Annotated in this window: 21 protein-coding genes, 1 tRNA gene and 2 pseudogenes; 7 read left to right on the top strand and 17 right to left on the bottom strand. The window is 67.2% G+C overall.

Annotated features, from left to right (window positions below; translation table 11 throughout):
- Window positions 1-5: 5 nt before the first annotated feature.
- The 6 genes and pseudogenes from ABOZ73_RS13975 to ABOZ73_RS14000 form a co-directional block, all read right to left on the bottom strand.
- Complete coding sequence (locus tag ABOZ73_RS13975; RefSeq protein ID WP_369058747.1) at window positions 6-356, bottom strand: hypothetical protein; 351 nt, start codon at window positions 354-356, stop codon at window positions 6-8.
- Window positions 357-533: 177 nt separating this feature from the next.
- On the bottom strand, window positions 534-2,561 hold the full coding sequence (locus ABOZ73_RS13980) for a PAS domain-containing protein (RefSeq protein ID WP_369062551.1): 2,028 nt from the start codon (window positions 2,559-2,561) through the stop codon (window positions 534-536).
- A gap of 51 nt (window positions 2,562-2,612) precedes the next feature.
- Window positions 2,613-3,035, bottom strand: a pseudogene (locus ABOZ73_RS13985) (GAF domain-containing protein); the annotation flags it as partial.
- 145 nt (window positions 3,036-3,180) lie between these two features.
- Complete coding sequence (locus tag ABOZ73_RS13990; RefSeq protein ID WP_369062552.1) at window positions 3,181-4,020, bottom strand: alpha/beta fold hydrolase; 840 nt, start codon at window positions 4,018-4,020, stop codon at window positions 3,181-3,183.
- Window positions 4,021-4,275: 255 nt separating this feature from the next.
- Window positions 4,276-6,093: an alpha/beta fold hydrolase gene (locus tag ABOZ73_RS13995; RefSeq protein WP_369058748.1), complete on the bottom strand. Its 1,818-nt coding sequence runs from the start codon at window positions 6,091-6,093 to the stop codon at window positions 4,276-4,278.
- Window positions 6,094-6,220: 127 nt separating this feature from the next.
- Window positions 6,221-7,342 (bottom strand): acyl-CoA dehydrogenase family protein, encoded by a 1,122-nt coding sequence (locus tag ABOZ73_RS14000; protein WP_369058750.1) that lies wholly within the window; start codon window positions 7,340-7,342, stop codon window positions 6,221-6,223.
- A gap of 174 nt (window positions 7,343-7,516) precedes the next feature.
- Here ABOZ73_RS14000 and ABOZ73_RS14005 point away from each other — a divergent pair, with 174 nt between their 5' ends.
- Window positions 7,517-8,215, top strand: coding sequence for a winged helix-turn-helix transcriptional regulator (locus ABOZ73_RS14005; RefSeq protein ID WP_369058751.1), 699 nt, complete (start codon window positions 7,517-7,519; stop codon window positions 8,213-8,215).
- 64 nt (window positions 8,216-8,279) lie between these two features.
- Complete coding sequence (locus tag ABOZ73_RS14010; protein WP_369058752.1) at window positions 8,280-9,071, top strand: TSUP family transporter; 792 nt, start codon at window positions 8,280-8,282, stop codon at window positions 9,069-9,071.
- A 9-nt stretch (window positions 9,072-9,080) separates the two neighbouring features.
- Here ABOZ73_RS14010 and ABOZ73_RS14015 read toward each other — a convergent pair whose 3' ends face one another.
- From ABOZ73_RS14015 to ABOZ73_RS14025, 3 genes are all read right to left on the bottom strand, one after another.
- Entirely contained in the window at window positions 9,081-9,461 is a 381-nt protein-coding gene (locus tag ABOZ73_RS14015; protein WP_369058754.1) for a VOC family protein, read from the bottom strand.
- On the bottom strand, window positions 9,458-10,096 hold the full coding sequence (locus ABOZ73_RS14020) for an RNA polymerase sigma factor (RefSeq protein WP_369058755.1): 639 nt from the start codon (window positions 10,094-10,096) through the stop codon (window positions 9,458-9,460). The genes ABOZ73_RS14015 and ABOZ73_RS14020 overlap by 4 nt, the downstream gene beginning before the upstream one ends.
- Window positions 10,097-10,812: 716 nt before the next feature.
- Window positions 10,813-11,148, bottom strand: a complete 336-nt coding sequence (locus ABOZ73_RS14025) for a hypothetical protein (RefSeq protein ID WP_369058757.1) — start codon at window positions 11,146-11,148, stop codon at window positions 10,813-10,815.
- Window positions 11,149-11,864: 716 nt separating this feature from the next.
- Here ABOZ73_RS14025 and ABOZ73_RS14030 point away from each other — a divergent pair.
- Both ABOZ73_RS14030 and ABOZ73_RS14035 read left to right on the top strand, forming a co-directional pair.
- A complete protein-coding gene (locus ABOZ73_RS14030; RefSeq protein WP_369058759.1) occupies window positions 11,865-12,695 on the top strand; it encodes a hypothetical protein in 831 nt (276 codons plus the stop codon).
- Window positions 12,695-13,285 (top strand): hypothetical protein, encoded by a 591-nt coding sequence (locus tag ABOZ73_RS14035; protein WP_369058761.1) that lies wholly within the window; start codon window positions 12,695-12,697, stop codon window positions 13,283-13,285. Before ABOZ73_RS14030 ends, ABOZ73_RS14035 begins: the two co-directional genes overlap by 1 nt.
- A 230-nt stretch (window positions 13,286-13,515) precedes the next feature.
- On the opposite strand, the gene ABOZ73_RS14040 is transcribed toward ABOZ73_RS14035, so the two are convergent.
- Window positions 13,516-14,319: a phytanoyl-CoA dioxygenase family protein gene (locus tag ABOZ73_RS14040; protein ID WP_369058763.1), complete on the bottom strand. Its 804-nt coding sequence runs from the start codon at window positions 14,317-14,319 to the stop codon at window positions 13,516-13,518.
- Between the two features lie 549 nt (window positions 14,320-14,868).
- Between ABOZ73_RS14040 and ABOZ73_RS14045 the strand changes: the two genes are divergently transcribed.
- Window positions 14,869-16,242 (top strand): transposase, encoded by a 1,374-nt coding sequence (locus ABOZ73_RS14045; protein WP_369062481.1) that lies wholly within the window; start codon window positions 14,869-14,871, stop codon window positions 16,240-16,242.
- Between the two features lie 148 nt (window positions 16,243-16,390).
- Here ABOZ73_RS14045 and ABOZ73_RS14050 read toward each other — a convergent pair.
- Window positions 16,391-16,467: transfer RNA gene (locus ABOZ73_RS14050), tRNA-Arg, on the bottom strand.
- 61 nt (window positions 16,468-16,528) lie between these two features.
- On the opposite strand from ABOZ73_RS14050, the gene ABOZ73_RS14055 reads away from it, so the two are divergent.
- Window positions 16,529-17,845 (top strand): dicarboxylate/amino acid:cation symporter, encoded by a 1,317-nt coding sequence (locus ABOZ73_RS14055; RefSeq protein ID WP_369058765.1) that lies wholly within the window; start codon window positions 16,529-16,531, stop codon window positions 17,843-17,845.
- Between the two features lie 104 nt (window positions 17,846-17,949).
- Window positions 17,950-19,095 (top strand): sensor histidine kinase, encoded by a 1,146-nt coding sequence (locus ABOZ73_RS14060; RefSeq protein WP_369058766.1) that lies wholly within the window; start codon window positions 17,950-17,952, stop codon window positions 19,093-19,095.
- 96 nt (window positions 19,096-19,191) lie between these two features.
- Here ABOZ73_RS14060 and ABOZ73_RS14065 read toward each other — a convergent pair whose 3' ends face one another.
- The 6 genes and pseudogenes from ABOZ73_RS14065 to ABOZ73_RS14090 form a co-directional block, all read right to left on the bottom strand.
- Window positions 19,192-19,695: a CarD family transcriptional regulator gene (locus ABOZ73_RS14065; protein ID WP_369058767.1), complete on the bottom strand. Its 504-nt coding sequence runs from the start codon at window positions 19,693-19,695 to the stop codon at window positions 19,192-19,194.
- 344 nt (window positions 19,696-20,039) lie between these two features.
- A complete protein-coding gene (gene fdxA / locus ABOZ73_RS14070; protein ID WP_369058769.1) occupies window positions 20,040-20,381 on the bottom strand; it encodes a ferredoxin FdxA in 342 nt (113 codons plus the stop codon).
- A 58-nt stretch (window positions 20,382-20,439) separates the two neighbouring features.
- The gene (locus ABOZ73_RS14075) at window positions 20,440-20,748 is read right to left on the bottom strand and encodes an RNA-binding S4 domain-containing protein (RefSeq protein ID WP_369058770.1); all 309 of its coding nucleotides are present in this window, start codon (window positions 20,746-20,748) and stop codon (window positions 20,440-20,442) included.
- 422 nt (window positions 20,749-21,170) lie between these two features.
- Window positions 21,171-23,732, bottom strand: a pseudogene (locus tag ABOZ73_RS14080) (helicase-related protein); the annotation flags it as partial.
- Between the two features lie 64 nt (window positions 23,733-23,796).
- A complete protein-coding gene (locus ABOZ73_RS14085) occupies window positions 23,797-24,519 on the bottom strand; it encodes a pseudouridine synthase (protein WP_369062553.1) in 723 nt (240 codons plus the stop codon).
- 14 nt (window positions 24,520-24,533) lie between these two features.
- Window positions 24,534-25,466, bottom strand: coding sequence for a class I SAM-dependent methyltransferase (locus ABOZ73_RS14090; RefSeq protein ID WP_369058771.1), 933 nt, complete (start codon window positions 25,464-25,466; stop codon window positions 24,534-24,536).
- Window positions 25,467-25,525 lie beyond the last annotated feature (59 nt).

A 25,525-nucleotide genomic window follows, 5' to 3' on the forward strand; every position in this document is an offset into this window, starting at 1 on the left:
GGGGCCTAGACGGTCACGTCCGCCATGAGGCCGGTCTTGCCCTGATCGCGGCCCTGAACATCAAGCTGCTGCTTGATCTTCTCCTCGATCTTGGCGTCGATCGCCTTGCGGTCCTCGACGCTCATGGCCTGGTATTCTTCCTCGGTGACGCCGAGCTGCGCGAGGATGGCCGCGTGCATCTTCTCGGCCGGCGTCATCTTCATGAACTTGGTCAGCTCGGCCCGGGCGCCGGACTGCGCCTCGGTCGGCAGCGAGACGTCCATGCGGGCGGCGCCGACCTCATAGGCGGCGTTCGCCTTCGACGCCTGACCGACCCCGAACATGGCTCCCCAAGCCGGCGCTGACGAAATCTGCATCTCAGCATTCCCTTCGAATGACGGACATGCGGTTGCAATCGCCATGCACGTTCAGGCGACGTGAAAATCCCAGCAAAATCAGCGGCCCGGCTGTGCCGCAACAACGGCGCGATCAGGGGTTGCTGATCTCTTCCTGCCGCGTGCACTGTTTTTGCCCAGCGCCGGGAGTGCGCCCGCTCAGGTCCCCGAGCGGCCGTTGCGCAGCATTCGGTCGACCCGGCCGGCCAGGTCGGTGACCGCGAAGGGCTTGGTCAGCACCTCCATGCCCGGCTCGATGTGGCCGTGGTTGAGGACGGCGTTCTCGGCGTAGCCGGTGATGAACAGCACCTTCAGCTCGGGGCGAAGGGCGCGGGCGGCGTCGGCCACCTGGCGGCCGTTCAGCCCGCCCGGCAGGCCGACGTCGGTGATCAGCAGGTCGATGCGGGCGTCGGACTGCAAGATCTTCAGGCCCGACGGGCCGTCGGCCGCCTCGGCGCAGGTATAGCCAAGCTCGGCCAGGGCGTCGGTGACCAGCATGCGGATGGTCGGTTCGTCATCGACGATCAGCACCGTCTCGCCGGCGCCGACATGAGCGTCCAAGGTGGCCTGCCCGTGGCTGGCGACCTCGTCTTCCTCACCAAAGTGCCTAGGCAGGTAGATACAGACCATCGTGCCCTGGCCCACCTCCGAATAGATGCGGACGTGGCCGTGCGACTGGCGAGCAAAGCCATAGACCATGGACAAGCCAAGGCCCGTGCCTTCGCCGATGGGCTTGGTGGTGAAGAAGGGATCGAAGACCCGCTCCTGGATCGCCTTGTCGATGCCGACCCCCGTGTCGCTGACGCAGACGGTGACGTATTGGCCAGGCTCCATGCCGCGTTCGGCGGCGCTGCGTTGGTCCAGCCACTTGTTGCCGGTCTCGATGGTGATCTTGCCGCCGCCCGGCATGGCGTCGCGGGCGTTGATGCACAGGTTGAGGATCGCGTTCTCAAGCTGGTTGGCGTCGACCAGGGTGGGCCATAGGCCAGCGGCGGCGACGGTCTCCACCGTGATCGACGGGCCGACCGTGCGCTGCACCAGATCGACCACGTCGGTCATCAGCCGGTTGATGACGATGGCCTTTGGCGACAGGGTCTGGCGGCGCGAGAAGGCCAGCAGGCGGTGGGTCAGGGCGGCGGCCCGGCGCGTCGCCCCCTGGCCGGCGGCCAGGTACTTCTCGACATCATGGGAGCGCCCCTGCGACAGGCGCGTGCCGATCATCTCAAAGGCGCCGGAAATGCCTGCCAAGAGGTTGTTGAAGTCGTGGGCCAGGCCGCCGGTCAGCTGCCCGACCGCCTCCATCTTCTGCGCCTGACGCAGGGCCTCCTCGGTCTCGCGCAGACGAGCCTGCTCCTCCAGCCGCTCGGTGACGTCATAGACGAACTGATAGGCCCCGATCTGCTCGCCCAGCTCGTTGCGCAAGACGCCGAAGCGCATCTCGTACGGGCGGCGGTCACGGCTAGGATCGCCGAACTCGGCGACCTCGGCGAACTCCTCGCCCGCCATGGCCCGCGACCAGACCGCACGCACCGCCGCCTGGCTTTCGGGCTGGTCAGCCAGAACGTCCAGCATGCTGTCGCCGACCTTGGGCGTGACGCCGAAGATGCGTTCGAACTCGCGGGCCGAGGCGCCGTTGATGGCCAGCCAGCGATAGTTCAGGTCGGCCACCTGCACGAAGGCGTTGGTGCCCTCCACGATGTCGGCCAGCACCTTGCGGCCGGCCAAGGCCTCGGCCACGCGCGCCTCGAGCGTCTCGTTCATACGGCGAAGCGAGACTTCCGCCTTGCGGCGCGCGGTGACGTCCTGGAACAGCACCGCCACCTGCTTGCGGCTGGGCGGCTCGATGCGGAAGGCCGACAGGGACAGGTGGCGGCCGGTGGCGACCAGCTCTTGCTCGAAACGGATCGGCTCGCCCGTGCGCAGCACCGCGCCATAGCGCGCCACCCAGGCGTCGGCCTCGGCGGGGACCATCTCGCGCAGCTTCTGGCCGACCACGTTGGGGATGCCCGCGTGCAGGGCGTAGGCGGCGTTGGCCTCGATGTGGATGTAGTCGCTCAGCGGCCCCTCGGGACCGTCGAAGAACTCGATGATGCAGAACCCTTCGTCCATGGAATTGAACAGGGTCTGGTACTGCGCCGCGCCCTCGCGCTGCTCCTTAAGCGCCAGGCGAAGGTCCAGCTGGCTCATCACCTGTCGGGCCAGGACCTGCAGCGTGCGCTGCTGCAGCGGGGTGAGCTCCTTCGGCTCGCGGTCCAGCACGCAAAGGGTGCCGATGGGCAGGCCGTCGGCGGTCTTCAGCAGCGCCCCGGCGTAGAACCGAAGATGCGGCGCCCCGGTCACCAGCGGGTTGCTGTCGAAGCGCGCGTCCCGCGTCGCGTCGGGCACCAGGAGGAAGTCCTCCTCCAAGATCGCCTTGGCGCAGAACGAGGTTTCCAACGGCGTCTGCCGCACCCCCAGTCCGACCTCCGCCTTGAAGAACTGCCGCTCCTCGGCGATCAGGTTCACGACCGCGATGGGGGTTCCGCAGACCTCGGCCGCCAGTTGGGCGATTTCGTCGAAGGCAGCCTCGCGCGGGGTGTCGAGGATGTCGTAGCGTTCGAGCGCCTGCAGCCGGCGCGTCTCGCGATCTCGCGCATCGACGTCGTGCTTCTGCTCGCTCATCCGCTGTTCGCCCCCGCACCGTCAGGCGAAGCATAAAGACCTCGCGGCTGACGCGCTATGACGCATCAAAGGCTGAGCGGTTCCCGCGAAGCATGACGAAGGGCGCAACCGCTGGGTCCCGCCCTTCGCGTAGCTAGGGCTGTGGTCAGGCCTTGAAGAAGGCCAGCAGGTCGGCGTTGACGATGTCCGGATGGGTCGTCGCCATGCCGTGCGGCAGACCCTTGTAGGTCTTCAAGGTCCCGTTCTTCAGCAGCTTGGACGACAGCGGCGCGGAGTCCGCATAGGGGACGATCTGGTCGTCGTCGCCGTGCATCACCAGGGTCGGGACGGTGATCTTCTTCAGGTCCTCGGTGAAGTCGGTTTCCGAGAAGGCCTTGATGCAGTCGTAGTGGGCCTTGGTTCCGCCCATCATCCCCTGACGCCACCAGTTGTCGATGACGCCCTGGCTGACCTTCGCGCCCGGTCGGTTGAAGCCGTAGAATGGGCCGCTGGGGATGTCGTAGTAGAACTGCGCCCGGTTGGCGATCAGGGCGGCGCGGAAGCCGTCGAACACCTCGATGGGCAGGCCGCCGGGATTCTTGGCGGACTTCACCATCACCGGCGGCACGGCGCCGATGATCACCGCCTTGGCGATACGGCCGCCGGATTGATACTGGGCGACATAACGGGTGACCTCGCCGCCGCCGGTCGAGTGGCCGACGTGGATGGCGTTCTTCAGGTCCAGGTGCTCGGCCAGGGCCGCCACGTCGGCGGCGTAGGTGTCCATCTCGTTGCCGGCATCGGTCTGGGTCGACCGGCCATGGCCGCGACGGTCATGGGCGATCACCCGATAGCCTTGGCCTAGGAAGAACAGCATCTGGTTGTCCCAGTCGTCCGCGCTCAGCGGCCAGCCGTGATGGAAGACGATGGGCTGGGCGGTCTTGGGGCCCCAGTCCTTGTAGAAGATCTGCACGCCGTCCTTGGTGGTGACGAACCCGCTGCCCATGGCTCCAGCTCCTGTCTTGGAAGTCGCGGCGGCCGCCGCGAAAGGCGCCGCGGCGACGCCGACGGCGGGAAGGACGGCGATGGCGCCAGCCCCGATAAGAAGATTGCGGCGCGAGGCGCCGGGGGTGTCGGTCATGTGTGGCTCCCAGGGCGGTCGAGCAACGCTCGTTTTCACTGCGCGCACTCTGACGCAGGCGGGCCACGCCGACTTGGACGCCCCACCGCTATTTGTACGCAAGCGCGCAACAAATCGATGTCAGCTGGCGTCGCGATCCGACGGCGCGTGCGCCAGGGTGCGGGCGACGAGGTCCGCGTGGCTGACGACCAGGAAGCGCCCTGCGTCGGCGATCACCTGGATCGACGCCTCCGGCAGCACCTGTCGCCAATAGGCCGCGACCTCGTCGGGGTCGTGCATGAAGTCGTGGGCGCCCTGCAGCACCCGCCAGTCGCCCGTGGCCGGCAGGGGCGGCGAGGTCCAGCCCAGCATCGCCGTCTGCTCGGCCACATAGCCGGCCACCCGCCCCGTCGCGAAGGGGCGAAGCGCGGCGGCGAAGTCGGCGTAGATGCGGCCCTGAGACATCACCGCCACATCCGGCGGGCTGGACGCCATCGCCTTGGCCAGCAGCCGCCAGGACCGCTTGGGCGTCATGTGGCTGGCCAGGGTCCAGGCGAACTTCTCGATCAGGTCGGGGTGGCGGAAGAAGGTCTCCTTCACCGCGCCGATGACGCCGGCGCGGCGGCCGTGGCTGGTGGGCGGGTCGGGATTGACCAGCACGACCCGGCCGATCAGTTCGGGCCTGTTCTGCGCCAGGGCGACCGCCACCTGGGCGGCGCCGCGTCCCAGGATGTCGACCTGTTTCAGCTTCAACTGGGCGCAGACCATGGCGACGTCTGCGCAGGCCGCGCCGAACGGATCGGCGCGCCAGGCCGGGTCGGTCGGCGCGTCGGTCAGGCCGAAGCCGGGACGGTCGATGGCGAGGGGGCGAAAACCCTGCGCATGCAGCGCGCGGACCAGAACGCCCGGGATCGCCCGGGTCGCCGAACTGGTGTGCAGCACCAGCACCGGGCGTCCCCAGCGCGGGCCGTAGTCGCTGATCGCCACATGCGTGCCGTCCGGTCGCGGCAGCAGGCGCAGCGGCTCGATGATGTCCGGATCGGTGGGCACGGCGCCCTGCACGGCGTCGGTCAGCATGGCGAGGGCCCGCGCCTCCGTCACCAGTTTGGACAGCTCGGCGGCCGTGCGGACGCCCAGGGTCTCGAAGATGCGGTCCAGGTGCTTCTTGGCCACGGCTTCGGACATGCCGGCGGCCTTGGCGGCCTCTCCCCGGCTCAGGCCTTGCGACAGGGCCAGGACCAGGGCCGCCTGGCGCTGCGACAGCCGCCAGATGTCGGCCAGCATGGCCTCCCCGTCGCGGCCCACGGGCCACACGCCGAACGACAGGCGGACCAGGCGCTCGATGAAGGCCGAAAGTCTTGGCGCGCCGACCCGGCGCATGGCGTCCGCCACCACCTTGCGAGCGGTCTCGTAGGCGATGTTCGCCTCCCGCGCCGCGCCCTTCACGGAGCCTGTGCGGACGAGGCCCAGGGCGACCCGGCCCTGTAATGGCGTCAAGCCGAACGCGGCGCAGGCGTCCAGCAGGGCCTCTCCGTCGCTGACGGCGCCGGCGGCCAGCACCACGATCGCGGCCTTGGGCGATCGGGCGGCCTGGGCCGCGCCGTCCGGCAGCGCCCATTCGCGGGCCTGGAGCGCCGGACCATAGGCCACCGCCGAGCGGGCGGCCTCCGTCTCGTCCGTGTTGGGGACGATAAGGGTCTGGTGCGTGGCGAGCACCTTGGCCACGGCCTCGCCATCGATGGGATCGCGCCCCAACAGCGTATTGAACGCCTCGCTGGCGAACAGGATCGCGCCCCGGCGGTCGAGGACGGCGGCGCCCAGGCGGTCGACGCGGACCAGCGAGTGAGGCCGCGCCTCGTCAGCCAGGCCAGCGGCGAAGGCGCGCGAACCGCCGCGCATCGCCGCGGTGACGGCCCCCGGCGTCTCCAGCCAGGGATCCAGGGGGTCGGGCTCGCTCACGGCGCCTTCCGCGCCGGGCCTCAGCCTGTCCAAGAACTTGCTCCCAACACCGGGCTCCGCCGCAACTTGGCGGCATTTCGCCAAACTCCGGTTCCGAAGCCAAGAGCGGTGTTGGGAAAAGTGAAGCTCAGCCGTCGATATCGAGGCCCAGGGCGAGCCGCCCGGCGTATCGAACCTGCGGCTTCTCCTGCAGCGGGTGGAAGCGCGCGGCCTGCACGTCGCGGAAGGCGCGTTCCAGGCCCAGCTCGCGATAGAAGGATGCGCCGCCGGCGGCTTCCATGGCCTTCTCCACCGTGCGGATGCACGCCTGTCCGGCCAGGGTGCGCCCGGTCATGGCGCGGTTGGTGGCCTGCGGGCCGGGCGTCTCGGTCTCGGCGTTGCGGATCATGTCGTCGACGCTCATCCGCGCCAGGGCCAAGGCGTTCTCCATCTCGCCGACCAGGGCGATGCTTGTCTCATCCTCGCCCCTGCGGCCGGCGACCGCCAGGGCGCGGTCCCGCGCCCCCTCGGCGACGCCCAGGTAGGCCGAATAGATGATCGGAAACGCCAGCATCGAGATGGCGTGGAACAGCGGGTGCCACTGGCCCTGCGGCCTGCGGCCGGAAATCGCCGCGTCGGGCACGAACACGCTCTTCAGCTCCACATCGTGCGAGCCGGTGCCGCGCATGCCCATCACCCGCCAGGTGTCGAGCAGGCGGACCCCTTCAGCCTTGAACGGCACGGCGAAGTGCAGGACGGTCGGCCCCTCCGCCGGGTCCTCATAGACGGCGCTGGTCATCAGCAGATCGCCGGCCGGCGCGCCGCTGGAGAAAGCCTTGCGGGCGGTGACCGCAAAGCCGCCCTCGACCTTCACCGCCTCGCCGGCGCTTTTCAGCCAGTCCGACCCGCCGCTGGAGATCAGCACCAGGTCCTCCGCCGCCACCCGCTTCAGCAGGCCCTCGGTCGGCGCCCCCTGATTGCGCCAGCGCCACACCGCGACGGCCACCAGGTGGGAATGCATGGCGTAGGCGAGGGCGGTCGAGCCGCAGCTGGCGCCCAGGCGGCGGACCATGCCGCATAGCTCGGCATAGGTGGCGTCGCCGCCGCCCAGCTCCGCCGGCACATGCGCCTTGAAGAAGCCCTCGCGCTTCAGCAAGTCAAAGCTGTCGGCCACGAAGCTGTCGTCGGCGTCATGCCCGGCGGCCGACGCGGCCAGGTCCTTGCCCACAAGGTCGGCGCGGCCCAGCCAGCCGATCGTTCCTGATTTCATTCTCAATGCCTGCGCCATCGGGGCGTCCTTTCCCATCGGGTCTCTTGGGGCCGGACACTTGTCGGTTGTTGTTGCGACGATCCAGTTCAGGAACTGAATCCGCCGCTACAGAAACTGAACTGGAAACCGTCGTTATGCGAGAATAAAGCTGTTCTCGTCACCGAGAGAGCAAGAATGGCCCAAGGCACTTACCGACAGTTCTGCCCCGTCGCGATGGCGGCCGAGATCCTCTGCGCCCGCTGGACGATTGTCCTGCTGCGCGAACTGGTGGCGGGCTCGACCCGCTTCAACGACCTGCGGCGCGGGGTGCCGCGCATGTCGCCAGCGCTTCTGTCGCAACGGCTCAAGGACCTGGAAGCGGCGGGGATCCTCCAGCGCTCGGCCCTGGCCGGCGACCCAAACGTGCAGGAATACCGCCTGACGCCGGCGGGCCAGGAACTGGCGCCGATCGTCGACGCCTTCGGGGTTTGGGGCCAACGGCGCATCGACAAGGAGGTCTCTTTGCAGCACCTCGATGCGCAACTGCTGATGTGGGACATGCGCCGCCACCTGAACACCACGCCGATGCCGCGCCAGCGCAGCCTGATCCAGTTCGTCTATCCCGAAAGGCCGCCGAGCGAGCGGCACTGGTGGCTGGATGTCGATCCTGAGACGGGGGTCGATCTGTGCTCAGTTGATCCGGGCTTCGACGTTGATCTCTATGTCTATGTGGACCTGCGGACCATGACGGCCATATGGATGGGCCACGACACCGTCCAGGCCGCCCTCGACAGCGGCCGCCTGCTGCTGACCGGCAGCCGCCCCCTGGCCTCGGCCATGCAGACGTGGCTCGGTCTCAGCCCCTTCGCCAAGGTCGAACGCCTGGCCAGCTGACGCCCCCGTGGTCCGTCTTCACCGTCGGTGCTAGACCCGCGCCGGGATCTAAAGGGGCGGACGAATGATCGACATGGCGCCGGAGGCGATCGCGCTTTTGTGCCTGGCGGCGACCTTGGCGGGATTCATCGACGCCATCGCCGGCGGCGGCGGCCTGATCACCGTGCCCGCCCTGCTAGCGGCCGGGGTCAGTCCCGTCGCCGCCATCGCCACCAACAAGGTCCAGGGCAGCGTCGGCACGGCGTCGGCGACCTGGAGCTTCTGGCGGGCCGGCAAGATCAACTTCGCGGTCCTGAAATGGCCCCTGACCCTAACCCTGGTCGGAGCGGCGGCGGGCGCCTACGCCATCACCCTGGTGGACGCTCGCTGGCTGATGGTGCTGCTGCCGGTCTTGCTGGTCGGCATCGCGCTCTATTTCCTGTTCGGCCCGCGCGCCAGCGACGAGGACGCCCATGCCCGCCTGACGCCTTTGGCCTACGCGTTCGTGGCCTGCGGCATCGGCTTCTATGACGGCTTCTTCGGACCTGGCACGGGCTCCTTCTTCGCCCTCAGCCTGGTGTCGCTGATGGGCATGGGCCTGACCCGCGCCACCGCCAACACCAAGGCCCTGAACCTGATGAGCAACGTGGTGTCGGTGGTGGTCCTGGCCGCCGCCGGCCATGTGCTTTGGCTGCTCGGCGGGATGATGGCGGTGGGGCAGTTCATCGGCGGCCGCCTGGGCTCCCACGCCGCCATGCGCTTTGGTCCGCGCCTGATCCGCCCCCTGCTGGTGGTCATCTGCCTGGGCATGGTGGTCAAGCTGCTCGCCGACCCAGCCAACCCGCTGCGGATGATGATCCAGGGCTGGCTGGGCTGACGCCCGCGCCTATTTCAGCGATCGCGGCAGCTCGCCGGACTGCCACAGGCCAAGGCCAAAGCCATCCGGGTCCAGAAAATCGGCGCTCCAGCCGCCGGGCGCCTCGCTGACCGGGGTGACGATGGTCACGCCCTTGGTCGCCAGCCCGGCGACGATGTCGTCAATGCCGCCCTCGGTGACGTCGAAGACCAGGGCCGGCGTATCGCCGCGCGTGCCCTCCATCTGGAAGAAGATGATCCCCAGATCGCCCAGTTGCGCCTGCAGCCAGAACGGCTCGGCCCCTTCCTGGCGCTGTAGGTCGAGACCCAGAGTCTCGTTGTAGAAGGCCTCGGTCCGCACGAGGTCGGACACGTAGAAGACGATGCTAGCGCTTTTGGGTTTGAAGCTCATGGGAGCCCTCCGTTGCTGGTTTGCGTCCCCTGTTGCCGCGGCGGGGCGATTTGTGAGCGGCTCACAACAAAAAGATGCCCGTCGGGATCGTGGCTGGCGAACACGCCGCCATGACGCAGCAGGCGAGGCAGCAGCGCGTCCCGCAGCCGCCCATAGGCGAGGTCGAGATTGAGCCCCGGCAGGTCTTCCGGCGCCGCGACGCCGCCCACGACCAGCCTGCGCTTCAGCGCCGCCAGCCGCTGGCGCAAGGCCGTGTCGGAAAGGTCCAGCAGATAGGCGATCTCCCGCCTGTTGTGACCGGACAGGGCCAGGGCGGCGACGATCTTCAGCGAGCCTGGAAGCGCATCGACAAGACCCGCCAGGTTCGGCGCCTCGCTCGGCGTCGTCTCCGCGACTGCCTCCGACCGCCACGCCGTCTCGCGCCGCCGCCGACGCACCGCTCCGCGCGCCGCCATGCGCGCCTGGTTGCGTATCACGCCGGCCAGCCAGCGGGCCGTCTCCAGGGTGTCGAAATCCGTGCGTCCGGCCCGGATCCCCGCGACCATGGCCTCCTGCACCAGATCCTCCGCCGCGCCGGCGTCACGGCTTTCGCGTCGGGCGACCGCTAGAAGCTGGGCGTAGGTGGCGGGGCGCATGACCTGTTCTCGCGCGCCTTCATTCACTGGGCAACCGGCCTGTGCGCGGCCTGGCGGGCGCATGGGACGCGGCGGTCGAGCTCTTGCAAAGCTTTGGGAACCGCGCCCCCTGGGAAGTTTCGCCCCCAGCGCCTGGCCTTGGCCAGGCCAAAACCATAGCCACCTCCGCGCCGTCCCTGCGTTACAAAGTGTTGCCCAGGCCGGGGCCAGGGGCGCCGCGTACCCAGATCTTTGCATCGAGCGCCAGCCTCATCGATCCTCGTCTGCGATAGGCGCTGTCGAGTAGCAATGATCCTCGGTCGAGCCGTCCTGCGCGGGGTCGCGGATCACCCACTGACGCCTTGACCCAGTCTTCGACATGGAAATGCCGGTCATCCGGTCGGTTGCGGCGCGAAAGGACGACCTTGGCGGGACGTGTCAGGAGCAACGACCCGATCAGCGATTAAACGAGACGCTGAGGTCGGGCCCATACTGGCGGGGGGCTGTACAATATGTCGGGACAGCTTAAGGCTGGCCCGCAGCAATGTCGGGCCAACTTAGAGATGGCCCGCAACATCCCAACGGGCGTCGAGGGTGGCACGTCGCCAAGTTAAGGGCCCCAGCTGAGACTGGCCCGATAGCATGGGTTCCCAAGTTAAGGCTGGCCCGCTGCCTTCGGTGCGTGATCACCTAGAATTGAATATCGTCGTTCGATGGCGATGGGCATCGGTCGCATGTCAGATGCCGAACTGGCTGGTGATGTGCGGCCGCAGTTGGATAACGCTCCAAATCCATGCTGCAGAAACCGCCCCTGACGCTAGACCAAGGCCGATGCCGTTTTTGCTCGCGGAAGCGGAAACGATCACGCTGAAGGTGAACTCCATCACAAGATATCTGAAAGATAGATTTTGAGGGACCTCGCCCGTGAACAGCGGCTCAATCGCCGCAATAGCGGCTATGCTGAATATGGTGCCGACGACGACAATTGCGCGCAGCTTCAAAAGCGTCAGACAGAACAGCGATGCACTTGCCCAAGCGCGTCGCGTCCTTTCACCGAAAGTGTATAGCCCCATGGTGAAGCTGTAGCACAAGCCTCGGGGCTATAGAGCCTGTCTGATCCTCCGTTGATCCTCCCCCGGTTTGGTGGACCCGAGGGCTCTAAGAAGCTTGCGGAATCGAATGGGGACTAGCCCAACTGGTATCCACAACGCCCAGCGGACCGGAAGAAAATCTAGCTTCTGATTGCGGCTCGAAGTGGTCCCAGAAGGCGGCCGCTACTGGTCAAGCCAGACACGACCGGCTCCACCTTCGAGCGCTTCGCGTCTCCTTGAGCCGCCTCAGCTTGACGCGACCGTCAATCATAGGTGGTATTGCGAGATGATCCCCCAAGACCCGAAGACCCGACCATGGGAGCGGAAACCAGCGAACATCTGGCTGCAGAAGACGGATATGGGCTGGTGGCCCGTCGCATTCTTTGTCAGCTCTATCGCAGTTCGCCACCTCTGGGGGATAGGGCTGTCCTTGGCCTGGATGGCCCTGATGTTGGTCGGGTTGATTTTCTATCGGCACATAAAGGCAAAGCGGGGCGTCTGATCTCCAGCTCATGCACCGCTATTGTCGCGGCGTGCATCGGCTCTTAGCTGTCCCGATCAGCGTCCGCTCCTAAGCTCGCAGGCACGCCTCCGGCATCCAATCGGCTCTGATGGAAAGCCGTCCCAGCTGAGCCATTCGGCTCAATGTCATCACAATCTTGGATTGTGTTTGGCGGTGGTCACAAAAGGGACGAGCCATGTCGCGTCTGCCTAGCCACCTCGCCGATTTGATCGCGGTCGACCGGTACTACGAGCTTCAATCGCCGAGCACTGCGATCGACTACACCGCCCGCACGGCTGATGTGGAAGAAGTGCTTGTGATTGGAAGAAGGCCGCCCAGCTGGCCAACGGACAATCTGCCGATCGGCAGCATCGCTTTTGAAGACGGCTACTACGGGATTTACAAGACGCTGCCTGACGGTACGCCGAACCCGGAATACACCGCCGCTGAGGTCATGAACCCTCACCATATTGCGGTCACGGCGCAGAATGGGGAATCAGCTGGCGCTCTTGCCGCGAAGCTGGCCAAAGGGATAGCCAAGGTCGAGACCGGGATGGCCGCGCTGACCGGCCTTGAAAATATCCAGACAACGGCGGGAGTGGTTCGCGCTGAGGAGTTGAAACTGCTTTGGCAGGACGTGAACTTCAAGTTTGTCGATCAGATTCCAAACGCGCCGGTGACGGCGCCTGCCGCGCTCGACTGGGTCGATGGGAAGCCCGTGGTTATCTTCTCGGCGGCGGCGGCGGCTCATGCCGACGAAGCGGTCTATCCAAACAGCAAGGGCGTGACCTATCTCATCATGCATGAGATGGGTCACATGACTCGCGTAGGCAACGAGGCGAAGAACCAGGCCCTGTTGGATTATGCGTTCAACAATCCGCAGGATCCAAACTTCGAACACTTCAACGACCACCCACCAAATCCGTATCGCATCCATTCGGAGCATACGGCAGACATCGTCGGTATTGCGGTGGCGAACTATGTGGGCATGCCAATCGACGCGACCTTGGCGCCGTGGGGGTACTGATGAGCCTTTCCATAGCCATCCTTTCCACCGGCGTCCTCATCGCAGCTGCTAGCAGCCCCCCGATCACAGGTGACGCCTCTACGTTGGGCATTGGCGCTGATGGGAAAGTCGGCCCCCTGAGCTATGTCGGTTCTACAACGCACACGCTGCCGCTTTCCTCCGGCGAAACCGTCACTCGCCTCGTCAAGCCAACTGAAGCGGCGACCTCCCGGGGCCGCCATGTCGTCTGGAAATTTCCCGGGGGGGTGTTCAGCGGCGCAGCCGCGACCGATTTCCGGATCGAAGAGAGCGGATCAGCTGCAGAGGAGTCCGGCGATGCACCCAAGCCCGCTCCTCAATGCGTAAAGAAGGCCTCCACGCGACAGGCCAACACCAAGCCTTTGAGCTTGTGGCGTTGTGGCGCGCAGACAGTGCTTACCTCGGAAACACCGGCGGGCGCCGCGCGGACGCTTCTGTCGACATCGACACCCTTCGCGTTTGTGGCTGCGCAACCTGATCCTCACGGTTATTCCGCGCCTGTTGTCCTTGGGCGAATGGATTCCGAGGGGCGCATCTCGTTGGTGGTGCTGGCGTGGGATCTGCGTAACTAGCAATGCGATCGCATAAGGGCGGCGGTCAGCGCGCGCGCACAGCCCCGGTTGACGTTCGGGGTGCTGCCGCACTTGGCGGGGGGCGACCTAATCCGACGACAAATGTCGGCTCAAAGCGGTCGTTAGGCGTATCCGTTTTTAAGGCAGTCGGGAGGGCGGGCGGTAAAGCCGCCTAAGGGTGGCGAGCGGTCGTAGGGATCGGCCCAAGCGGTGAGCCGATCCCATCCGCCTTAATCGAACAAGCCAAGCGCCAGACGAATTGCCGCTTCTACGGCGGAATAACCTCCGTCGCTTCGCTTCAACCGCTGTTCCTCTTTCGGCAGCAGCGGCGGTTGCGCCATGAAGCGCGGCGTTCGTCCGAGGTTCGGTTGTGCCGCATGAACAAGGAAGGGGTGGCAAAGATAGACCGTCCCTGCGCGACCCGTCGCCAAGGCTTGAGGGCGTGGCTCAATCCCATCGATGACGCCGACGATTTCCCTGAGGGTCAACCCATCGTCGCCGGCGTCCGCGAGACCGCGCGCCACGTCCATATGGGATCCGAGCAGCAGCCGGGTCGGTGCATCGTCAGGTCCCACGTCCGAGAACAGGAACAGCATCAGCAACGCCCGCCCTTTGGACGAGACGTTGGCGCGCCATTTCATGAAGTCCGGGTCTTCCCAGCCGAAGCTTACGTCGACGTGCCATCCGGTGTCGCCCGTGTCCTCTGGCGATGGGAAGCGGACTGGAAAAGTACCCATCGCCCCACAGGGCAGCCAACGCCCACGCCCAACGAGTTGGTCGAACGCCCGACGAAGAACGACCGTGTTGGCGGCTTCGATGAAGGGCTCGTCACTATACATGCCCAGCCGAATGACCGGCTTGGTCCACGTTGCCGGATCATGAGGATCGCAGCCGGTGTCTCGCCATAGGATCGCGCGAGCCGCGTCGGCGGTCGCGCGCGGGAAGGCGTCCTCAAGCCGAATAAAACCTTGTTGGATGAATTGCTCGATCTGGGCGCTGCTGAGACCGCAGCGGCCATCTTCGTCGTAAGTCATGGAAACTCTCATATCGCATCGTCGCGGCGACCTTCAGGTCGGCGCGATGTCTCGGTTCAAGGGTGAAGCAGGCGGCGCGACGAGCGCGCCGTCGGTTCAAGCCAGGAAGAAGACCGATGCGATGTTGGAGGTGCTCATCATAACGGCTGGAGTTAAGCCCGATCGCTCAAATGTCGCAAGGCCGGAGGTCCGCAAAGGGTCGAAGGCGGACTTGCGTGGACAAGACGGAATGTCTCGAACTCGGCAGGTAGCCAATGTCTGCATTTGGCGGATTGTGTTGAAAAAGGCCGGCTAGGTTGAAGGGCGGCCCAGGCATTTTCCTTCGATCCACGCCCCACCGGCGTCAAGACATGCGTCTTGGGCAACGCTCGGGGAGTGGCGCACGAACACCGCGACACTGACCAGAGCTACGACGGCGACCGCCGCAACGATCAGCCAGCGAACTACGCGCCGAGACATCCTGATCACCTTCTTCGTTCAAGGCTAACTCGCTTGTTGAAGCATGAAGTGGGGCCTGATTCACTCCCGTAGCAGCGAGGAGGCATGGCCATGATGGGTGATCGAAAGATCGATCAGGGCGCTCTGTTCTACGAGTTCTCGCTCGAAGGGCACGTGCCTGCAGGCCACCTGCTTCGCGCCATTGATCGCTTCGTCGATCTCGAGGGCGTTCGTGCTCACGTCGCGCCCTTCTACTCTCCCATTGGCCGCCCATCGATCGATCCCGAGCTGCTGATCCGCATGCTGATCGTCGGCTACTGCTTCGGCATCCGTTCTGAACGGCGGCTCTGTGATGAGGTGCATCTGAACCTGGCCTACCGCTGGTTCTGCCGCCTAGGCCTGGACGGAGATGTCCCCGACCACTCAACCTTGTCGAAGAACAGGCATGGCCGCTTTCGCGACTGTGATCTGCTGCGTCACGTCTTCGAGACGACGGTGGAGCGCTGCATAGCCGAGGGCATGGTCGGCGGAGAAGGCTTCGCCGCCGACGCCAGCCTGATCAAGGCTGACGCTAACCGTCAGCGCTGCGTACCCAGTGCAGAGGGCTTGCCGAAGGCGGCTGCGAGCCGGGCGATCAATGAGTATCTAGCCGTGCTCGATGACGCCGCCTTCGGCGCGGCGACTCCCGTCGTGCCGAAGTTCATCTCACCGGCCGATCCGGCGGCGCGTTGGACCGGAGCGGACAAGGGCCCGGCCTACTTTGCGTACTCGACCAACTATCTGATCGACCTGCAGCACGCGGTGATTGTCGATGTCGAACCCACAGCGCCGGTGCGTCAGGCGGAGGTGGGCGCGGTTCGCACGATGCTCGACAGGGTACGGGATCGCCATGAACTGAGCCCGGATCGCCTGGCTGCGGACACCGCCTATGGCTCGGCGGAGATGTTGGATTGGCTGGTCGAAAAGCGAGGCATCGAGCCGCATATCCCAGTCATCGACAAATCCGGGCGCGATGACGGGACGTTCGCACGCAGCGACTTCATCTACGACCGCGCCGCCGACACCTATACGTGCCCGTCGGGGAAAACTTTGGAGCGAAACCGACGCGCCTTTAGCAGGCCACGGCCGAACGCCCCACCAGACGACACCTATCGATACCGCGCGTCGAAGAAGGATTGCGACGCGTGCGAACTGAAGAGCCGCTGTTCACCCAACACGCCCGCCCGCAAAGTCACTCGTTCGATCTATGAGGCTTCAAGAGACCGGGCGCGCGATATCGCCAAGACCGACGCCTATATAATCTCACGGCGAGAGCGGAAAAAGGTCGAGATGCTGTTCGCCCACCTCAAGCGCATCCTCAAGGTAGACCGGCTGCGGCTCCGTGGCCCGAATGGCGCCCGCGATGAGTTCCTAATGGCTGCAACCGCTCAGAACCTTCGCAAAATGGCCAAGGTGATCGCCCCGTTGGACGCTTTACCTGCCTAAGGCGGGGCTACTCAGTTCCGTACGCTTGGCAGCCGCCGGATCAGCGCGGCCTTTTTCAACGAAATCGGCGCAAAGCTGCCGCCGCAAGGCGCATCGGGCCAGTCTTAGCTGGGATCGGGCCAGCTTTAACTGGTTTCGACAAGGCGAGTGGCGACCCGGGAGGGACTCGAACCCCCGACCTTAGCTTTAGGAAAGCTCTGCTCTATCCGGCTGAGCTACCGGGCCGACGCGGGGCGTGATAGCGCATGTGCGGGGGGCTTGCGAACCCCGCACGTCGGGAACCGTCATGAATCTGCTGCGTCCGCTCAAGACCCTCTATGTCCAGGTGCTGATCGGCATCGCCCTGGGCGTGACCATCGGGGCGGTCTGGCCTGACGTCGGGGTGGCGCTGAAGCCCCTGGGCGACGGCTTCATCAAGCTGATCAAGATGGTCGTGGCGCCGGTGATCTTCTGCACCGTGGCGGGCGGCATCGCCCACATGAGCGACATGAAGAAGTTCGGCCGGGTGGGCGGCAAGGCGCTGATCTATTTCGAGGTCGTCTCGACCTTGGCCCTTCTGGTCGGCCTGATCGTCGGCGAACTGGTGCGGCCGGGCCGCGGGTTCAACATCGACCCCGCCGCCATCGATCCGTCCGTGGCCGCCGGCTACGCCGAGAAGGCCAAGCACGGCGACAGCTTCATCGACTACATCCTGCACCTGATCCCCGAGACGTTCTTCGGCGCCTTCGCCGAGGGCAACCTGCTGCAGGTGCTGGTGGTGGCGATCCTGACCGGCTTCGCCTGCGCCCGCCTGGGCGACTTCGGCGAGAAGGCGGCCGGCGCGCTGGAGCACGTCTCCAAGGTGTTCTTCTCGATCATCCACCTGGTGGTGCGCCTGGCGCCCCTGGGCGCGTTCGGGGCAATGGGCTTCACCATCGGCAAGTACGGCCTGGCCTCGCTGATCCAGCTGGGGGCGCTGGTGGGGACCTTCTATCTGACGGCGCTGCTGTTCGTGCTGGTGGTGCTGGGCGTCATCGCCCGGCTGGCCGGGTTCTCGATCCTGAAGTTCATCGCCTATATCCGCGAGGAGCTGCTGATCGTCCTGGGCACCAGCTCGTCGGAATCGGTCCTGCCGCAGATGATGGAGAAGCTGCAGCGCCTGGGCGCGTCGCGCCCGGTGGTCGGGCTGGTGATCCCCACGGGCTACAGCTTCAACCTGGACGGCACCAACATCTACATGACCCTGGCCACCCTGTTCCTGGCCCAGGCGACCAACACCGACCTGTCGATCTGGCAGATGGGCACGATCCTGGGGGTGGCCATGCTGACCTCCAAGGGGGCCAGCGGCGTGACCGGGGCCGGCTTCATCACCCTGGCGGCGACCCTGGCGGTGGTGCCCGACATCCCCATCGCCGCCCTGGCGGTGCTGGTGGGCGTCGACCGGTTCATGAGCGAGTGCCGGGCCCTGACCAACCTGGTCGGCAACGGCGTGGCCACCTTGGTGGTGGCGCGCTGGGAGAATGAGCTCGACATGGATGTGCTACGCAACGAGCTGTCCATGGGGCCGAGGGCGGGCGAGATCGCGGCGGCTAGGGAAGCGCCTCTGCCGTCCGACGACGCCTGATACCCGCCTTCTCGCGCAGGTTGCGGGCGCGGTAGGAGGCTTAACCTTACCCCGTAAACAAGCGCTTGCATGTCGCTCGCAAATGCACAGACATGCGCGCCGACATGATCGAGACTTCCTCTAAGACCGCGGTTATGGCCGGCGAGGGCGCGCCGCTGGACGGCGCCCTGCTGACTCTGATCGAGACCATCGAAGCCCTGGCCTCGGCCGGGACGGTGGCCGACATCGCCGTGGTCGTGCGCTCTGCGGCGCGGCGGATCTCCGGCGCCGACGGGGTGGCCTTCGTCCTGCGCGACGGGGAGCAGTGCTGGTATCTGGACGAGGACGCCATCGCGCCCCTGTGGAAGGGCAAGCGCTTCCCCATGGAGACCTGCATCTCCGGCTGGGCGATGCTGAACCGCAAGACGGCGGTGATCCCCGACATCTATCTGGACGACCGCATCCCGCACGACGCCTATCGGCCGACCTTCGTCAAAAGCCTTGTCATGACGCCGGTGCGCCCGGCCGATCCGGTGGCGGCGATCGGGGCCTACTGGGCGGACGAGCGCCAGCCGACGCCGGGCGAGATCGCCAAGCTGGAGGTGATCGCCCGGGCCACCGCGGCGGCGCTGGAAAGCGCGCGGGCGCGGGCCTCGCTGCAGGAGGCGCTGGAGCGGCGCGAACTACTGCTGCACGAACTCGATCACCGCATGAAGAACACCCTGGCGGCGGCCCATTCGATCACCCGCCAGACCCTGCGCCACGCCGACAGCGCCGAGGCTTTCGCAGAAGCCTTCGAGCGCCGGCTGATGGCCCTGTCCCAGGCGCACGAACTCTTAACCCAGGGCGGCTGGGGTCGGGCGACCATGGAGCAGGTGCTGCGCGCGGCCCTGACCCCCTTCAGTGGCGAGGACGGCGAGCGGCTTAAGCTTTTCGGCCCGGCCATGAGCCTGAGCCCCGAGACCGCCGTCGACCTGCACATGGCGTTTCACGAGCTGGCGGTGAACGCGGCCAAGTACGGCGCCTTCAGCGCGCCCGGCGGGCGGGTGTCGGTAAGCTGGGATGTGGGGGAGGACGGGCGTTTCCGCCTGGCCTGGATCGAAAGCGGCGGCCCGCCGGTGGAGATGCCGGCCGAGCGCGGCTTCGGCTCACGCCTGATCGAAAGCGGCATGTCTGTGCGGCTGGGCGGCAAGGCGACCCTGCGCTTCGCGCCCGACGGGCTGGTCTATGAGATCGACGCGCCCCTGTCGGCGGGCTTGGCCGCCGGCTGAGGAAAATAGGCGGCGGGCTTGGCGGTCGGCTGAGCAGCAAAACGCCCGCCACGGAGAACCGGGGCGGGCGCTTGATCGTCCGAAGGTCGGTAGGGCCTAGGCGGCCTTGACCAGCGACTTGGTCAGCAGGCCGATGGCGGCTTCGCGATCGATGCGCTCGATGGCGGCCACTTCGCGAGCCATGCGGTCCAGGGCCAATTCATAGAGCTGACGCTCCGAATAGGACTGTTCCGGCTGGTTCTCGGCGCGGTGCAGGTCACGGACCACCTCGGCGATCGAGATCAGGTCGCCCGAGTTGATCTTGGCTTCGTATTCCTGGGCGCGACGCGACCACATGGTGCGCTTCACGCGGGCGCGGCCCTTCAGGGTGGTCAGGGCCTGGCTGACGGTGTCGCCGGCGGCCAGCGGGCGCAGGCCGGCGGTCTTGGCCTTCTTGGTCGGGACGCGAAGGGTCATCTTCTCGTGGTCGAAGGTGATCACGTAGACCTCGAGCGACATCCCGGCCACTTCCTGGGTCTCGACCGCCTGCACGGTGCCGACGCCATGCGCCGGGTAGACGACGTGATCGCCAACCGAGAAATCCAGACCGTTCTTGCTCATGCTCGTCCTCATTGATCATCCCGTCGCCGGGGGGCGTCGGGCCGTCGCCGCACATGAACCATCCGACCCAAAGACACAGCGTTCCCCGGCCGCGAAAAAGAAGGGCGCGGGGGCTGGTCGTTACGGTCGGAATAGTTCTAAGACACTCTTCGCCTTCGATGGCGCGCGCCGATTTGTGCAGCGGCTATTCTAGACAGAGACATCGGCGGCGCGCGCATGCGTGGCCGTCACGTCAGTTTTGACGATAACACAAAATTTAGCTCAATGAAAGGCTTGCGGCGGCAAGCCCATGCTCGCGTCATGCGCGGACGGCGCCAGGCGGCCCCAAACGCCGCCTTCGATTGTTACGAGCCCGTACCCGGCTTTTCGCTGAAGTACTTCTCGAACTTGCCTGTCTCGCGCTCGTATTCCTCGCGGTCGGCCGGCGGGGTGCCCTTGACCGTGATGTTCGGCCAGACCTTGGCGTAGTCGGAGTTGATCCGCAGCCACTTGCCGTCCGGATCGTCCTCGGTGTCGGGCTTGATGGCGTCCACCGGGCACTCAGGTTCGCACACGCCGCAGTCGATGCACTCGTCGGGATTGATCACCAGGGTGTTCTCACCCTCGTAGAAGCAGTCGACGGGGCACACCTCCACGCAGTCCATGAACTTACATTTGATGCAGGGGTCGGTGACGATGTAGGTCATCGGAACGCAGGCGGCCTTTTGAGTGTGCGCGGCCTAATCGGCCTTGAGGCGCGGGTTGTCAATGTGACGGCTTCTCTAGGTCCTGCGAGGTTTCCTCTAATACGACGTAAAGGCCGCGCGCTTCGCTGGCCGGACCACGGCGTTCGCCCAAGCCTTCCACCCGAATGCTGACCAGCCGCCCGCCCAGCGCGAACAGCACCGCGTCGCCGGGACGTAAGGTGCGCGACGGCTTGTCCAGCCTCGTCTGCACGCCGGCCCGCGTCAGCCGCACCCGCCCCTCGTCCACGAACTTGGCGGCCATGGAACGGGTCTTGAAGAACCGCGCCCGCCACAGCCACACGTCGATGCGGGCGGCGTCGTCGCTCATGCGGGTTCGGGCGCGGGATCGGCGGCGGCGACCGGGGCGGTGGCCGCAGCGTCCGTGGCGGTCCCTTCGCTCGTCGCCGCCGTGGCGGTCTTCGGCTTGCGGCGGCGCGGGCGGCGCTTCTTCTTCGGCGCGTCGGACGCGGGAGCCGCTTCTGGGCCCTCGGCGATCGGCGCTGCTTCGGCGGCGGGGGCGTCGACGGCCGTAGCCGTCGTCGCGACCGGCGCGGCGCCCTTGGGCTTGCGGCGGCGACGCCGCTTGGCAGGCGCTTGCGGCGCGGCGTCGGCCGCGCCCTCGACCGTAACGGCTTCAGGCGTCGCAGAAGCCGCGACCGCTGTCTCAGCCCCGGTCTTGGGCTTGCGCCGGCGGCGCCGCTTCTTGGGCGCGGCGTCCGGATCGGTGGGGACCAGCGCCTCGGTCGTCGGCGCCTCGGCCGCCGCGACGGCGGGCTTGGCCTTCGGCTTGCGGCGCGGCTTGCGCTTGGCGGACTCGACAGGCTCCGGCGCCGGGGGCGGGGCGCGCAAGGCGGCCAGGGCGGCGAACGGCGAGTCGGACGGAATGACGGCCTGGGCCGGAGCCGGGATGGCGTCGGCCCCGCGACGGCGCCAGACGGTCGGCTGGCCCGGCTTGGCCTTGGCCGCCGGCGTGAAGTTCAAGGCGCGCAGGATCACGTCCAGCTCACGCGGGCTCCAGCCCAGGGCCTTTTGCTTGTCCTCGGGCAGGATCATGCCGCGCCCGGGCTTGAAGCTTTCGCGCATGGCCTCGTCCAGCAACTCCAGCTGCTCCACCGGCGCGGCGTAGCGGGCGACGATCTGCAGGCCGCGCGCGGCCAGGGCGCGGGGCGGCGGCGTCGGGTCGGGCAGGATGGCCAGCTCGCCGGGCTGCGCGGCCCAGTCCGAGAACGGCGCCGTGGCGCGGGCGAAGGCCAGGGCCTCGGGCTTCAGCAGCTTGGGCAGGTACAGGCTGAAGGCGGCGATCTTCACGCCAAGGGTCTTGAGCTCGCGCCGCTCCTCGACGCTGAGGGAGCGGATCTCTGCGTCCACCTCGCGGCGGTCCAACACGCCGCCGGCCTCGATGAGGCGGTGGGCGATCCCGCGCGCAAGACCCTTCAGCCGGCCATCGGCCATGGCGGCTTCCAGCTTCAGCAGCGGGGCCAGGCGACGTCCGCGCTCGGCGGTGAGGAAGGCTTCCAGGCGGCGCAGGGCCTTCTCGCGCGCGGCGGCAGGGCCAAGCTCGCCCAACAGGCGCACGCGGCCGTTGACGACGGCGCCGGCGGCCTCGCCGCTCCACAGGATGGTCCCGGTCGGCGTGATCGAGAACGCGTCGTCCCCGTCGGAGGCCAGGACGCCGAGACGGCGGGCCACCTCCGGCGCGACGGCCTTCTGGGCGGCGCCGCGCAAGGCCTTTTCCTCGAGGGCGGTGGAGCCCTTGGCTGGTTCGAATGTCACGCCCGTCAGCTTCCCTACGAAGTGCCCCTGCACATTGACCGTGCCGTCCGGTTCGACCCCGGCCAGCATTTCTTCCTTCTCGCCCAACTGCCGCATCAGCACGCTGGTGCGGCGATCGATGAACCGGGCCATCAGCTTCTCGTGCAGGGTGTCGCTGACCCGGTCCTCGAGGGCGCGGGTCATCTCCTGCCAATGCTTGGGCTCATGCAGCCAGTCCGGGCGATTGGCGATGTAGGCCAGGGTGCGGATGCTGGCCAGACGCGTGGCGAGGGTGTCGATCTCGCCCTCCAGCCGGTCCAGCGCCTTGTACTGCCCGGCCATCCAGTCCTTGGGAATGCGGCGGCCGCCCGTGGTCAGGTCGTCGAACAGGCCCTTGACCAGTTGGCGGTGGTCGTCGTCCGTGGTCTTGCGGAAGTCCGGGGTCTGGCAGGTCTCCCACAGCCGCAGCAGGACGGAGCGGTCCTTGCAGCGTTTGACGACCTCCTCGTCCTCGGCCAGGCGGCGCATCATGCGCTCGTCCAGCCCCGGCTCGGTCAGGGTCAGGCCCTCGCGCTTGGGCCCCTCGGCAAGCGAGCGCAGCAGGTCGGGCAGGGAGTCGAAGTCCAGCGCCGGATTGCGCCATTCGGCGTCGGTGATCGGATCGAAGCGGTGATGCTCCACCGCCTCGACGATGTCCTCGTCGAACTCGGCGCAGTCGCCCGTCACCCCGAAGGTGCCGTCGGTGCGGAAGCGCCCCGCGCGCCCGGCGATCTGGGCCACTTCCTGCGGATACAGATAGCGGGTCCGCTTGCCGTCGAACTTGCGCTGGCCGGCGAAGGCCACGTGGTCGACGTCCATGTTCAGGCCCATGCCGATGGCGTCGGTGGCCACCAAGAAGTCGACCTCGCCCGACTGGTAGAGGGCGACCTGGGCGTTGCGGGTGCGGGGGCTCAAGGACCCCATGACCACGGCCGCCCCGCCGCGCTGGCGGCGGATCAGCTCGGCGATGGCGTAGACCTGGTCGGCGCTGAAGGCGACGATGGCCGAGCGCCGGGGCAGGCGGGTCAGCTTCTTGGAGCCGGCATAGGACAGGGTCGACAGCCGCTCGCGGGTGACGATCTCGGCGTCCGGCAGCAGGCGGCGGATCAGCGGCGCCATGGTCCCGGCGCCCATCAGCATGGTCTCGAACTTGCCCCGGGCGTGCAGGAGGCGGTGGGTGAAGATGTGGCCGCGCTCGGGATCGGCGCACAGCTGGATCTCGTCCACCGCCATGAACTCGACCTCGCGGCCCAGCGGCATGGCCTCCACCGTGCAGATGAAGTAGGCGGCGCGCGGCGGGACGATCTTCTCCTCGCCGGTGATCAGGGCGACGCTGGCCTTGCCGCGCAGCTTGACCACCCGGTCATAGATCTCCCGCGCCAGCAGCCGCAGCGGCAGGCCGATCATGCCGCTGGCGTGGCCGACCATGCGTTCGACGGCGAGGTGGGTCTTGCCGGTGTTGGTCGGGCCGAGCACGGCCACGAGGCGCGCCGGCGCCTGTCCAGAGGGACGGTCGCTCATGGGCGGAAAGTGGGGCGGCGCGCAGGGCGAAGCAAGCGAAGCCTTTATGTCACGCGCGATTGCGTCAGGCGGCGAAGATCGCCGCCTCGTCTTCGGCGGTCAGCACGCGCCACTGGCCGGGCTCCAGGTCGTCCGGCAGGGCCAGGGCGCCGACCTGGTCGCGGTGCAGGGCGGTCACGTGGTTGCCCACGGCGGCGAACATGCGGCGCACCTGGTGGTAGCGGCCCTCATGGATGGTCAGCAGCGCCTCGGTGGAGGACAGCACCTCCAGCTGCGCGGGCAGCAGGGGCTTGTCCTCGCTCTCCAGCATCAGCGTCCCGGCCGCGAAGGTCGCCCCTTCGTCACCCCTCAACGGGCGGTCCAGGGTGACGCGATAGCGCTTGGGCACATGGTGCTTGGGCGAGATGATCCGGTGCAGCAGCGGCCCGTCGTCGGTCAGCAGGATCAGGCCCGAGGTGTCCTTGTCCAGCCGCCCCACGGTAGAGATGGCCGGATCACGCAAGGTCCAGCGGCGGGGCAGCAGGTCGTAGATCCGCGTGCCTTCTTCCTTGTGCGAGCACACCACGCCCAGGGGCTTGTGCATCATCAGGGCCAACGGCGCGGGCGGGTCCACGGGCTTGCCGCGGATGGTCATGCGCGCGGGCAGGTCGGCGGTGACGGCGATGCGCTGGCCGGCGTCCTTCAGGGCCTTGCCGTCCAGGATCACCTGGCCGGCGGCGACCATGGCCTGGACCTCGCGGCGCGAGCCGTAGGCCATGTTGGACAGCACGCGGTCCAGCCGCGCCATCAGCGCCTTCCCCGTCACTTGCGCGCCTCGTAGATCTTGAAGCCGGCTTCCTCGGCCCGCAGCTCGACCTTGGCGAAGCGCTCGTTCAGCGCGGCCTCATAGGGCAGGTGGCGGTTGGCGGTCAGCCAAAGGGTCCCGCCCTTCTTCAGCAGGTCCGCCGCGCGCTGGACGAAGGCCTGGCCCAGGCGCTTGTCCTCATGCCCGCCATCGTGGAACGGCGGGTTCATGACCACGAAGTCCAGGTCGGCCAACGCAAGGTCCGGATCGCGGATGTCGGCCTGAAGGATGTCGGCGCGCGCATCCTCGATATTGCGGCGGGCCGCGTCGGTCGCCCGGCGGTCGATGTCGAGAAGGGTCAGCCTGGTCACCTTCGGCTCGGCCAGCACGGCCTTGGCCAGCAGGCCGACGCCGCAGCCAGCGTCGAGCCCCGCGCCCGACAGCTTGGGCAGGTGCTTCAGCAAAAGGACGCTGCCCGGGTCCGGACGGTCCCAGCTGAACACGCCGGGCTGCGACCACATCGACAGGCGCGGCGCCACTTGGGGCGCGCCGGCGGCGATGGCTTCATCCAGGCCCACAGGATCGGCCGGGCGGTCGGTCATGCAGATCCGGTGGTGGCGGCGGGCGTCCTCGGCGACCACGCAGCCGAACGCCTCCAGCTCCTTGCGAAGGCGCGAGCCGCCCTTGTCCTTAGGCGCCAGGGCGGTCAGCCGGCCGCCGACCTTGAGGGCGCGCAGGGCCTGGGCCAGGACATAGCGGCGCTCCAGCACGCCAGGCGGGGCGACCACGGCCATGGCGTCCAGGCTGCCGTCCGGCTGGAACTCGATCCCTTGCGAATCCAGCGCCAGGGGCGAGAACTGCACGCCGCGCGGCGGGTCGATCACACCGTGCTGGGGAACGCCATAGACGCCGAGCGCGGCGTCGCCATTCTTCAAGTCCGATATCGTCATGGGGCGCATATAGCCTTGGACGACGGCAGGCTCCATCTAAGCTGTCGATCACCGCCACA

Origin of the sequence: Caulobacter sp. 73W (genome assembly GCF_041021955.1) — a bacterium.
Classification (GTDB): Bacteria; Pseudomonadota; Alphaproteobacteria; order Caulobacterales; family Caulobacteraceae; genus Caulobacter.